The organism is Lysinibacillus cavernae (assembly GCF_009724685.1).
Taxonomy (GTDB): Bacteria; Bacillota; Bacilli; order Bacillales_A; family Planococcaceae; genus Lysinibacillus; species Lysinibacillus cavernae.
Genome location: NZ_WMEF01000015.1, coordinates 46121 through 58575, shown reverse-complemented (window position 1 = coordinate 58575; position 12455 = coordinate 46121). Strand labels below are relative to the sequence as shown.

Annotated in this window: 15 protein-coding genes; 3 read left to right on the top strand and 12 right to left on the bottom strand. The window is 38.6% G+C overall.

The features are described from left to right. Positions 1 to 28 precede the first annotated feature (28 nt). Positions 29 to 1240, top strand: coding sequence for an ATP-grasp domain-containing protein (locus GJU32_RS20745; RefSeq protein WP_155593823.1), 1212 nt, complete (start codon positions 29 to 31; stop codon positions 1238 to 1240). A 132-nt stretch (positions 1241 to 1372) separates the two neighbouring features. Here GJU32_RS20745 and GJU32_RS20740 read toward each other — a convergent pair whose 3' ends face one another. From GJU32_RS20740 to GJU32_RS20695, 12 genes are all read right to left on the bottom strand, one after another. After that, positions 1373 to 3655, bottom strand: a complete 2283-nt coding sequence (locus GJU32_RS20740; RefSeq protein WP_155593822.1) for a YheC/YheD family protein — start codon at positions 3653 to 3655, stop codon at positions 1373 to 1375. A gap of 79 nt (positions 3656 to 3734) precedes the next feature. Then, on the bottom strand, positions 3735 to 4166 hold the full coding sequence (locus GJU32_RS20735) for a hypothetical protein (RefSeq protein ID WP_155593821.1): 432 nt from the start codon (positions 4164 to 4166) through the stop codon (positions 3735 to 3737). A 150-nt stretch (positions 4167 to 4316) separates the two neighbouring features. Next, a complete protein-coding gene (locus GJU32_RS20730; RefSeq protein ID WP_155593820.1) occupies positions 4317 to 4976 on the bottom strand; it encodes an HAD family hydrolase in 660 nt (219 codons plus the stop codon). Positions 4977 to 5363: 387 nt separating this feature from the next. Beyond that, a complete protein-coding gene (locus tag GJU32_RS23690; protein WP_274381838.1) occupies positions 5364 to 5498 on the bottom strand; it encodes a hypothetical protein in 135 nt (44 codons plus the stop codon). After that, on the bottom strand, positions 5488 to 5622 hold the full coding sequence (locus tag GJU32_RS23685) for a hypothetical protein (RefSeq protein WP_274381837.1): 135 nt from the start codon (positions 5620 to 5622) through the stop codon (positions 5488 to 5490). Before GJU32_RS23685 ends, GJU32_RS23690 begins: the two co-directional genes overlap by 11 nt. Next, entirely contained in the window at positions 5612 to 5755 is a 144-nt protein-coding gene (locus GJU32_RS20725) for a hypothetical protein (protein ID WP_155593819.1), read from the bottom strand. Before GJU32_RS20725 ends, GJU32_RS23685 begins: the two co-directional genes overlap by 11 nt. Then, positions 5736 to 6095, bottom strand: a complete 360-nt coding sequence (locus tag GJU32_RS20720; protein WP_155593818.1) for a DMT family transporter — start codon at positions 6093 to 6095, stop codon at positions 5736 to 5738. The genes GJU32_RS20725 and GJU32_RS20720 overlap by 20 nt, the downstream gene beginning before the upstream one ends. A gap of 13 nt (positions 6096 to 6108) precedes the next feature. Then, positions 6109 to 6432, bottom strand: a complete 324-nt coding sequence (locus GJU32_RS20715) for a DMT family transporter (RefSeq protein WP_155593817.1) — start codon at positions 6430 to 6432, stop codon at positions 6109 to 6111. Between the two features lie 33 nt (positions 6433 to 6465). After that, the gene (locus GJU32_RS20710) at positions 6466 to 6678 is read right to left on the bottom strand and encodes a helix-turn-helix domain-containing protein (protein ID WP_025114958.1); all 213 of its coding nucleotides are present in this window, start codon (positions 6676 to 6678) and stop codon (positions 6466 to 6468) included. An 11-nt stretch (positions 6679 to 6689) separates the two neighbouring features. Then, positions 6690 to 7328: a DUF2975 domain-containing protein gene (locus GJU32_RS20705; protein ID WP_155593816.1), complete on the bottom strand. Its 639-nt coding sequence runs from the start codon at positions 7326 to 7328 to the stop codon at positions 6690 to 6692. Positions 7329 to 7467: 139 nt separating this feature from the next. Continuing rightward, complete coding sequence (opuFB, locus tag GJU32_RS20700; RefSeq protein ID WP_155593815.1) at positions 7468 to 8985, bottom strand: osmoprotectant update ABC transporter permease/substrate-binding subunit OpuFB; 1518 nt, start codon at positions 8983 to 8985, stop codon at positions 7468 to 7470. Continuing rightward, positions 8978 to 9925, bottom strand: coding sequence for an ABC transporter ATP-binding protein (locus GJU32_RS20695; protein ID WP_155593814.1), 948 nt, complete (start codon positions 9923 to 9925; stop codon positions 8978 to 8980). The genes opuFB and GJU32_RS20695 overlap by 8 nt, the downstream gene beginning before the upstream one ends. A gap of 218 nt (positions 9926 to 10143) precedes the next feature. Here GJU32_RS20695 and GJU32_RS20690 point away from each other — a divergent pair, with 218 nt between their 5' ends. Beyond that, positions 10144 to 11535: a hypothetical protein gene (locus tag GJU32_RS20690; protein WP_155593813.1), complete on the top strand. Its 1392-nt coding sequence runs from the start codon at positions 10144 to 10146 to the stop codon at positions 11533 to 11535. Between the two features lie 154 nt (positions 11536 to 11689). Continuing rightward, complete coding sequence (locus tag GJU32_RS20685; protein ID WP_155593851.1) at positions 11690 to 12448, top strand: glucosaminidase domain-containing protein; 759 nt, start codon at positions 11690 to 11692, stop codon at positions 12446 to 12448. The last annotated feature ends 7 nt before the right edge of the window (positions 12449 to 12455 follow it).

Genomic DNA, 12455 nt, shown 5'->3' with positions numbered 1-12455 from the left:
ATTAAGTATCTAAGTACCAATAGAAGGAGTGATATACCTGAAAGCAATTGTATTTATCGGTACAAACAAATCCGGGTCAAGTCGAGAAGCAACAAGAGCAGCAGAAAGATTAGGCTATTTCACAATACTTTTCACCAATAATGAAAAACAACTTCAGCAGCGACGAGCCTACCCCGATATTCATAAAATGATACTCATTGATACTTTGAATATAGAAAGAATGAAAATGGAAATTGATAAACTAGGGAAATCCGGATTAGACATTAAAAGTATCGTCAGTTTTGTTGATCCATTTGTCCATGTCGCGTCGATGCTATGTGATGAGTTTTGTCATAACTATACATCCTCCACCGCGATTGAAATTATGGAGGATAAAGAGAAAACTAGAAATTTTTTAAAAGACCAACCATATTCACCAAAGTTTTCGCTTATGAAACCCCATGAGCCTATTGCAAAAAATTTAACATTCCCATTAATCGTGAAATCACCAAAATCAACAGGCTCTAAAGATGTATTATTAGCAACTGATGCTGAGCAACTCCATAACCACCTCAAAGCATTACGCAGTAAAAACCCCTACGAATCAATCATGATTGAAGAGTATCTAGAAGGCCCTCAATATTTGGTGGAGGCTGTTGTGCATCAACGACAACCACATGTCATTGGCATTATTGAGCAAGAAATTACACAGGGAAAACGGTTTATTATTACAGGCTATGGTGTTCTAGTTAAAGCTCCTCAAAATATCCAAACAGGAATTGAGGAGGTTCTTCATTCCATCGTTAAGGCCTTTGATATAGAAAATGGAGCGCTCCATTTAGAGCTTCGATTAACACAAAATGGCTGGAAACTCATTGAGATTAATCCCCGAATTTCTGGTGGTGCCATGAACAATATGCTTCAGGCAGCGCTAGGATTTAGCTTAGTAGAAGAAACACTGAAGCTATTACTTGGTGAACAGCCTAATCTTAAGCCAAGACATAAAAAATATGTCTACACAAAATATGTCATTGTAGAAAATAAAGGGATATTAGAGAGGGTTATTGGGAAGGCGAGAGCGACTAAGTCAACTGGCGTCGTAGAAGTATATGTCAAACCAAGAAAAGGTACCCTCTTAACCCCACCTTTATCTATGGGTCACCGTTATGCCTATGTTATTGCAGAGGGGGCAACATTGAGAGAGGCTAGAAATCATGCAACAAATGCAGCAAAAGAGATTAAATTTATTTTAAGAGTCTGAAAAAAATATCCCGAATAATTGCCGCTTGCCAGTGGACAGTTACTCGGGCTTTTTATTTTCATTTAGCAATATGTTTAAAGACAAGCCCTCACCTAAAAACAGAGAGTGGCCCGTCAAACGCAGAAAAATTGATTATTCTTCTTTAAATGTTTGGTCTAAGAACTTCACGGTTTCAAACATGTTTGTTTTACTAGCACCTTTAACAAGAATCGTATCATTTGGCTTTATCAGCTTCTCCAAAAGTGCATGTAATTGGTCTTTATTAATAAAATGATGTACCTTGGATGGGTGCATGCCCTTCGCTATGGCGGCATTGCTCATTTCTTCTGTCCTAAATCCATAGGTAATAAATTCGTCAATGCCTACCTCGTAAATATACTCCCCAACCTTTTTATATTCTTCTTCCCTTAAGACACCAAGTTCACGCATTTGGCCAATAATCGCTACTTTCCGATTCTTTGCGATATTCGTCAGAACATCTATCGCAGCACGAACCCCCTGTGGATGAGAGTGAACCGTATCATCAATGACCGTTATATCATCACGGCAGTTATAAATCGTTAAACGTCTTGGTGGTTTTTTAAAGTTGAGCCCTGCTTGAATATCAAGTGGACTAAACCCTAAAAGATCAGCCACTGCCACTGCATTCAATGCATTGTAAACATGATGTTCTCCTAAAATAGGAATATACAATTCGATTTCTTGCCCATGTAGCTTCATTTTAAAGGACATGCCGATATCCTTATACTGTAGATCATACGCACGGTAGTTGGCATCCTTTTTAATGCCCACCGTAATGATTTTCCCTTTAAATTGCTGTGTCTCTAAGTATCTTGAATTATCATCATCTTGATTGACAATGAGTAATCCCTGTTGATCCATACCATGAATCAATTCGGATTTCGCCTTTGCAACGCCCCTTACATCTCCATCAAAGTTCCCAACATGCGCCAAACCAATATTTGTCACAATACTAATATTCGGTTGGATAATGCTACAATGGTTGGTAATAATGCCTGGGTAAGCCATGCCATACTCTAAAACGACTGCTTGATGAGAATCATTGATTTCTTCCTTATGCTTCTTCGTATGCTCTGTCGTGTTCCAATAATCCTTCGATTCAAAAACATTCCACTTTTTCGATAAAATTGAACCAACAAATGCCTTTGTTGTTGTTTTCCCAGCACTTCCAGTAATCGCAATAATCGGCAAGCTCTTCTTCGGTTCCATTTGCTTATTTTTCTGTTGGACGATTTCCTTATCCATATTTTTTTGCTGGACAGTATCCATCTGTATATTTTTTTGTTGGACGGTTTCTTTCTGCATATTTTTTTGTTGAACGGTATTCTTTTTCAAACGTTTTTGATTTTTAGCAAGGTACATGGCATAGCGGATGGAATGGATGACTACATCTAATTCCAAGTAAAAGGCAGGAGGACAGCCTGGGCGCCAATTGACCTCATACATCCAAATTTTTTGATGTTGATCTAAGCCAACATCAATGCCAATTTCATCAATGACTTCCCCAAACTTCTCCATTTGAATTTCATCAAGATGATGTGCCAACGATAATGAAAAATGCTCAAGCATTCGCCGAATATTATAGGCCTCTTCCTTGAATTCTTGCTCCAAAAAAGGATCTAAATAGTTGGTATAGCCACCATTATTAATGTTCGGTATGATCGAACCATTCGGTGCAATTCGTGGGTACACTGTCGTCACTACCCATTTACCCTCACCATTTTTTTGTACATGCAGACGGAAATCATATACTTGACCCGATTTTGTCACCGATTGAATATAAGGCTGCATAATAAAGGTACCAGATGCAAGCTGCTCCTTTATCAATGCGTCTAATTGAGGTTTTGAATAGTTGGTATTTGTGCTATCCTTTCTAACCTCAAAATGTTTCGTTCCAGCCTTCGTAATAAAATAAATCCCCTTACCCTTTCGACCATCAATCGGTTTAAATACAACCCTTTTATAATAATTAATGAACTTGTGAAATAAATCGATATCCTCCACAATTTCAGATGGAATTAAGTACTGTTCAAATTCCTTTGCTTCCTTCAAGCGCTTCATTACGTTCCATTTATTCCCTATTGAATAGGTCGTAAATGGAATCTCTTCCTTTAAACGATTGATAATATCTTTTGACACGGATAATTTCTCAGGACTTCCTGCATTATAGATAACATCTGGAAAGGGCATTGTTTTTTCCTGCCATTGCCCATTCTCATAGACCTTTGCTCGAATGGATCGTTTGGCAAAGTCCACACTTTTAGGTGTGAAGTAAAAAAACTGTGCCCCTTCTGCCTTCGCAACTGCTGCATAGGCATACGACTTGAGAACGGTTGTCGGATCAAGTCGATGATGCAGCATACCAATAATCGTCATCGCTAAACTTCCTTTCATTAGATTCTCTCTCTATTACATTCATTTTGTATCCGTTACGCATAGACAGATGCTCTAGCTTTAGTAGTTTAATATGGCTCTACCATTTAGGCTCAATGATAAATTTCCCTTTCAACATGTCTGGCTTTAATAGCTGAATTGCAGAAATACCACTAAGTTCAATGGATTTTTCCGTACTCGTTTTTTCTAACCTCACCACATCCGCAATAGAATTTGTATCGTTCCCTTCATAATCAAAAGCCCGCAACAAAGACACTGTGCCACGACAACGCTCTTTATCGATCGCCTCAATACGGAAATATTCCGTTTCAAACTGTTTGACCGTATCCATTAACCTCAAATGAGCGCCACTATGTGTAATTAAAAAAAATGGAATTGTATCACTCCCGACTATTTTGACAAGCAGCTGACCGAAATATTTAGAATGAAAATTCATCATAATGTCCTGCAGATCTTTCAAATCGCCTAAAGCTTCGCATAAAAAGTGGTTTTTTTTCTTCTCACTATTCAATTTATAGCCCCCTCTCTAGTCTGAGTAAGCGTTTTGGTCCATGTAAGTTGCCCTCTCGTTATAATATGTAGCGATAACAAATATGACGACTTTTTCACAAAGAAACTAAAAAAACCTCTACCAATGAATGGAGAGGTCTTTGTCATAACATTATTTAGAGAAACATGCTAAAAGATCGTGTATATCATATTGTTCTAATGTATCAATAGTGTGATGCCCCACACCAAATGGTAATTGTTTAGTAAGTACATTAGGTATGACCAATGTATAGAGTCCTGCCGCTACTGCTGCTTGTGCACCATTAGGAGAATCCTCAATTGCCATTGCTTCGTTAGGCTGTACACCTAATTGTTCCAGTGCCTGCAAATATAGCTCCGGATCAGGCTTAACATTTGTTACAGTGTCAGCAGTACAATAGCAATCAAAAAATTCTCGTATACCGAGCTTATCGACATACTGATCAATCCATTGACGGCTTGAGCTACTAGCTAAACCAATTTGTAAACCCGCTTCCTTTGCTTGCTGCAGCAAAGTTAAAATACCCGGTCTCAGCGATTCCTTTTCCATCAGCTGTGCATGGCATTGTTGAATAGATGATCGAAATGCCACCACATCCAATTGTATTTGATGATGTGTAACAAGATATGTATAAGGATTAAAATCTTGAAGATTTGTACCAAGGCATCTAGCATACGTTTCTAACGATAACTCAACACCATAGCGTGCATAGGCATCTCTAAAAACGCTATACCAAGCCGTTTCTGTATCAATAATCGTACCGTCAAAATCAAAAACAATGGCTTTTATCATCGTACTTTTCCCCTTCAATGAGCTTTTTGTTTTCTGTTCTAATCGTCACTTTTGCTGTTCTATCAGTCACTCTGCATTTCTATCCGCCACTTTTGCTGTTCTATCCGTCACTCTGCATTTCTATCGGCAACTTTTGCTGTTCTATCCGTCACTCTGCATGCTATCCGTCACTTTTGCTGTTCTATCCGTCACTTTTACTGTTCTATCCGTCACTTTTACTGTTCTATCCGTCACTTCTGCAGTTCTATCAGTCACTCTGCACACTTTCCACCACTTTTGCTGTTCTATCCGTCACTCTGCATGCTATCCGTCACTCTTGCTCTTCTATCCGTCACTTCTGTAATTCTATCCGTCACTTCTACAGCTCTATCCACCACTTCTGCAGTTCTATCCTTCACTCTGCACTCTATCCACCACTTTTGCTGTTCTATCCATCACTTCTGTAATTCTATCCGTCACTTTTACTGTTCTATCCGTCACTTCTGTAATTCTATCGGCAACTTTTACTGTTCTATCCGTCACTCTGCATGCTATCCGTCACTTTTGCTGTTCTATCCTTCACTTCTGTAATTCTATCCGTCACTTTTACTGTTCTATCCGTCACTTCTGCAGTTCTATCGGCAACTTTTGCTGTTCTATCCGTCACTCTGTATGCTATCCGTCACTCTTGCTCTTCTATCCGCCACTTCTGTAATTCTATCCGTCACTTCTACAGCTCTATCCACCACTTCTGCAGTTCTATCCGCCACTTTTACATTGCTAACAGTCCACTTCTGCATTGCTATCCGCCACTTTGTCATTTTTATCCCCTTGATTTAACAAAATAACGCCTCCAATAATGAGGGCAATGCCTATTGCAGAGTAGAGATTAAAAATATCGTTCCAAACCATAATACCTACAATGACCGTTAAAGCTGTGCCGACACCCGACCAAATGGCGTAGGCTAAGCTTAATGGCAATGTTTTTAAGCATAATGATAAGCTATAAAATGAAATCCCATAGCCCAATGCCACTGCCAAAGATGGACCTAGTAGAGTGAAACCATCGGAAAGCTTGAGCATTGTTGTCGCAAAGACCTCACTAATAATCGATAATGTTAAAAATAAATAGCCTTTCATCCTGTCAAGCCTCCTAATGACCACCCGCAAGATTTAGGACCACGACACCCATAATAATGCACAGAATTCCCATTACCTTCTTGCGATTGAAAATTTCCTTATACAATACAACACCAACAATAGCTGTTAATGCTGTGCCTAAACCCGCCCATATCGCATAGGCGGTGCCGATAGGTATAACCTTTAATGTTAAAGCTAAACAATAAAAAGCCGATCCATAGCCAACTACCACACCGAGGGATGGCCAAATACGAGTGAAACCCTCCGTGCGCTTTAGCATGGAGCTTGCAAAAACCTCTGCTACAATAGCAATGAATAAAAAACTAAAAGCCGTCATTTTAGAAAAATCCTTTCTTCGTCGCTGCTACATTTAATCTTCTTCCTCTACATACTCCAATATATCTCCTGGCTGGCACCCCAACGCTTTACAAATCGCATTTAAAGTAGAAAAACGCACGGCTCTTACCTTACCCGTTTTTAAGTTTGAGAGATTGACAATCGACACATCAACCTTCTCTGCCAGTTCACTCAGCTGCATTTTACGATCTGCTAGCATGCGATCTAAGCGAATAATTATGGTCATGTTCTCACTTCCTAAGCTGTCGCATCATATTCATCCTGTAGAAATGCACCGTATCGGAAAATACGTGCAATGGTCCAAATCACCACACCACATAGTAATAGTGTCCAATTAATGCCTGTAAAATGATAGCTAATCCCCTCGATCCATTTCGTCCCAACAAATAGTGACTCAAGGTTCAATTGTTGCATGATAAGATAGGCAATATATGTACGGAATGCACTCACTGTCAAGCTCAACACGATCACACAGTATGCAATTCTCTCTATTTTTTTACTATTAGCTAATGAAAATATGATACCTTTTAATAAATTACTTAAAATATTCCTTACTTGAACAACAATTAATAATAAAATAGTTATGTATATTGTAGCAGTAAATAGTAATGTCAAAACATCTTTTTTTGTGTAATGAATATCCTTTGCCACCTGGTCTGCCAGCATAATTTGCAATCCTTCAAAATGAACGGAAGCCGTCACACTTCCCTTGGCTATTACCTGATTTACTTCCTGTTCTGACACCACCATCGTCCCAACAAAAAAAATGGCAAGCGTTGTCAAGCCAAAAATCATCAACACCATGATGATGGTGAACACGGTACGAAGCCCCTTTGTCAACAATTGAAATTCTTTGCTTTGAATCGTTTGCTCCATTGAAGCATCCCCTTTCTTTCTTTTTATTATACAGTGCCTTTTATCCTTATCAATAATTTTTTAATGTTTATCGTTAAATAACTAGTAATAGAAATCAAACCCTCTAGAATTTAATCGCTAGAGGGTCGTTACATCTTATTTATTTAAGTAATCCTGCATCTACTAAATAAGCTTTTGCTACCTCTGCTGCAAGCTTACCTTCCACATTCACTTGATAATTCATTCCCCGCATTTCATCGTCTGTAATTTGATCAGCTAGTTTGTTTAAGGCTTTTTCAATGGCTGGATATTTTAACAACGTTGCTTTCCTCAGTAATGGTGCTCCCTGGTATGGTGGAAACAACGCTTGATCATCCTCTAAAACGTGTAACTTGTATTGACGAATTTCACTATCTGTTGAATATGCATCTAGTAAGTTGATATCACCCGATTCTATTGCTTGATAGCGAAGCTTTGGCTCCATCGTAGCAATAGTTGAAAATGCAATGCCATAACGTTTTTGAATACCTACATACCCATCTTCCCGGTCATTAAATTCTAACGTAAAACCTGCTTTAATCGTCTGTTCTATTGGTTTAAGGTCTGAAATGGTTTGTAGTTGATAGGACTCTGCCAATTCCTTTGATACAGCCAATGCATACGTATTGTTATATTTCATGGGGTTAAGCATGACCATATCAAATTGCTCCAACATTCCATCTTTCGCCTGACGGTAGACATCCGATTGACTATTATTGATGGCTTCTGCTTTTAAAAATTCCGAAATGGCTGTGCCCGTAAACTCAGGGTAAATATCAATACTCCCCGATTTCAACGCATTGAATACAAACGAGGTTTTACCAAGCCCTGGCTTTAATTGCACAGTTAAATCTGTTTCTTGCTCAATCAAATATTTATACATATTAATGAGAATTTCTGGTTCAGCACCAAGCTTTCCTGCAATAACAATTTCATCTTGTTGTTTACCACTTAGTAGCGGGAAAAAAATCATTACTAATGCCGCTATACTAATGAAACACAATGTCGTCAATGTCTGTTTAAATGACAGGGATTCTAGTTTTTTGAGCAAAATATCAAATATCAGTGCTAAAATGGCTGCTGGTATAGCTCCTAGCAGAATTAGTGATGTATTATTACGGTCAATTCCAAGTAAAATGATATCTCCTAATCCTCCTGCACCAATTAAAGCGGCTAATGTTGCTGTACCAACAATTAACACCATCGCTGTTCGTATCCCAGCCATCATGACAGGCATAGCAAGTGGTAATTCTACCTTTACTAAACGCTTAGGCATATTCATTCCCATGGCTACCGCTGCCTCTTTCAATGAAGGATCTACCTCATTAATGCCCGTGTAGGTGTTGCGTAATATAGGTAATAGCGCATAAACGACTAAGGCAATAATCGCAGGAACTTTTCCAATACCAAATAGTGGTATTAATAAACCAAGTAGTGCTAATGAAGGAATCGTTTGTAAGACCGCACTGACACCAATGATACTTTCTGCTATTTTCTTTTTATTTGTTAAATAGATACCTAGAGGAATGGCAATGATGACCGCAAAAAATAGTGCGATAAAGGAGATTTGTATATGTTCTAGTAATGCTGTCAGTAGTTGTTCCTTCCGTTCCTGAAACATCTCCATAATATTAGTCATGGGCATGTCCTCTTTCTTTAGCGTTCTCTGCAAAATAGTGCAGCATAGATGCTCTTGTCACCATACCGATGCGTTTTCCATCGTCCTCGACACCTAAAAAGTCATGCTGGGCTAATGTTTCTAGAATTGTAGTGAACGAATCATTCACAGTAATTGTATCGCCTAACTCGATTGCTGCTTCAATTGGTTGCATAACAGCATGGATATCAAATAAATTACCCTTAATACCAATAAACTGTTGAACAAAATCATTTACAGGGTTTTGTACAATCTCTTGAGGCGTGCCGACCTGGACAATTTGTCCATCTTTCATGACACAAAGGCGATCCCCTAATTTCAGTGCCTCCTGCATATCATGCGAAACAAATACAATTGTTTTCTGTATCGTACGCTGCATTTCCAGTAGATCATCCTGGAGTTTTGTACGACTAATTGGATCTAATGCACTGAAAGGTTCATCCATTAAGATAATCTCTGGGTCAGCTGCTAAGGCACGGATGACGCCAACTCTTTGCTGTTCGCCTCCTGATAACTCTTTTGGCTTACGCTGACGATATGTTTCAGGCTCCAGCCCAACCATCTTCAATAACTCATCAACACGTTTTTGGATTTTCATTTTACTCCATTTTTTTAATTCTGGTACAACAGCAATATTTTCTTCAATCGTCATATGTGGAAAAAGAGCAATTTGTTGTAATACATAACCGATACTCCAGCGTAATTCATGAATATTGTAATCGCTAATTCTTTTGCCATTGATCCAGATAGTACCCTCTGTTAATGGAATCAATCGGTTTATCATCTTCAATAAAGTAGTTTTGCCACATCCACTCGGGCCAACGATAACAAAAAATTCACCCTTCTTTATCTCTACGTTCAGGGCTTTGACTGCCACATGGTCGTTACCATATTTTTTTGAAACATTGTCAAATGTTATCATCTGTCATCTCCTTTTCATTCGCTAATGAAATTTCGTTATTAGTGACGTTATTTCACTTATAAATATTTCACAAACAAAAAAACGAAAGCAAGATCTCTTTAAAGTTCATCATACCATTTTCTATCAATTTGTGCTTTTAACTACCAATCTATGAAATTGACTACCAATTGCTAGTTATGAGAAGATGAAAAAAATAGCAAATCGAGAGGTAGTGAACTATGAGCAACGACTTTCAATTCATGCCTATTAGCCAACTAGCTGAAAAGTTTCCAGAAGACTCTTGGTGGGCAAAGTTTTACAAAGATTTTAGGAATAACGATTTTGCTGCGTACTATGAGGGCGATTTAACGCTCCCTTTTCTTGATTTGGATTGGGGCATGCCTTTTCCACAGCAAGACAACACGATTATTATTTTTATCAATGGCAATTTAACAATAGACAACCTTTATAATACAGAAACAGATGGTGCGATAGGGCTTTTGGTAATGGGCAATTTGACAGCCAAAAATATAGCCGTAGGTGGACAGGAAATCTATGTACACGGAGATTTGTCAGTCGAGGATATTTTGTGTGGCTCCTATAATCATGGGGAAACCATTGTGAAAGGCAATCTTCAAGCTACTGTTTTAGTTCAGGATGACGAGTATCACTTCACTGTTAATGGACAAAAGTCAATACAATGTATCGTAAACGTTTGGCACGGAGATGGTGTTTTTCAGGGACTTCCCATCTTTATTCAGGATGTGTTAATCGATGAAGTTTTTTTAGATATGGATGAGGATGAAGATGAGGATGATATTGGATTTTCATTTGCGACGCTAGTAAGTATTCTGAAAGAAGGACGTTCCGCACTTGCTCATTTACATGACGCTCCCCTGAAATCGAAGGCAACTCATGTATATTTTACGCACAATCGTATGGATGCAGAAAATATTTTGAAACTGACTCGGTGTATTCTTATGACCGAAGACAATTCTTCTTTCGATATTGAGGAAGAAGATGTGCATTTCATGGTTCAGCGAGCCCATATCAATGCTGACGGAGACAAGCGTAATGACAGCGTTTATATGAAGACTGCACAGTATCATTATTTTATTTGGCTCAATGACGATCAATCCGTCTCCCTCTTGAGAAAAACACTAGAAAAAGAAGCTGAATGGTGGGACATTACGGATTTATCGCAAGAGCAATTAATCGATATTCACGATCACTGGATCAAGCTATTAACCTGTGTAAATGTTGCAACCCTTTATTTGCACAACATCGAAGTTCAGTATGTGGAACATATTTTACAGCATCCAGAAATTCAAGGGCTTGATGAGGACAATGATGGTTTCTGGGACGGTTCCAAATATTATAGCTTCCGTCAAGCCTATACAGATGAGGATGGGGATTTTATAAACGCTCGTATTGAAATTCAGACGCCTGACGAAGCGTATTATTTTTATACATTAGAAAATCAATCCTATGTTTCTCGGCACTATCAACCTCCTAACCATTATGGTCGCCAAGAGATAGCCTTTTTAAATATTAGACGCTGGGAGGCTTCCGAACAGTATTTTGAGAGATTTAAACATTTTATGTCCAAGAATTTTAAGATGGACATCTAAGTGGCATGACATGGAACTAATTGTTGCTGGTGACGTTCTAATAATGATGGAATCTATTCAACTATACATCTCTTTCACTCTCTGTAATAATGAGAGATAGCTATACTTTGATAGAAGGGAGGGAGATGTGGTCACGACCAACATCAAGCGTACTATGAAATACGTAGTTAATTTTTTAAAAGGACTCATCATCACCATTGTTGTTATTTGTATTTCGTTTTATATGGTGACGCAGCTATTTAATACGACTGAAAGAGAAGAGCCTGTGGTCATTGATGATCGACCAAGTGTGGAAGAGTTCATTGGCGAGATTGCTGAGATTGCACGAGACCTTGGTGCTGATAACGACTTATATGCATCCGTAATGATTGCCCAAGCTATACTAGAGAGCGAGCACGGGCAAAGTGGTCTCGGCTCTGCCCCCAATTATAATCTGTTTGGCATGAAAGGCAGCTATCAAAATAACTCCGTGACACTCGAAACGACAGAAGATGACGGTTCAGGCAATCTATCAACGATTATGGCTGCCTTCCGTAAATACCCTTCCTATGAGGAATCAATGCAAGATTATGTAAAGTTAATGCGTAACGGGGTTTCTTGGAACAAAGATTTTTATGCGGGCGTTTACAGAAGCAACACAAATGCCTATACAGATGCAACGAAGTTTTTAACAGGCTCTTATGCTACCGATTCAAAATACAGCGAAAAATTGAATACACTTATCGCAAATTATGACCTACAACAATATGATAGCCCTGTAAAGGACAAGAAAACGATTACTGTGACTGACGGGGACTCATTAATGAAAATTGCAGAGGTATACAATGTGAAAGTGACATCTATTAAACAATGGAATCAGCTTCGATCAGATCGCCTTGAAGCAGGTCAACAGCTAAATATTTATCATTATTAACCTAAAC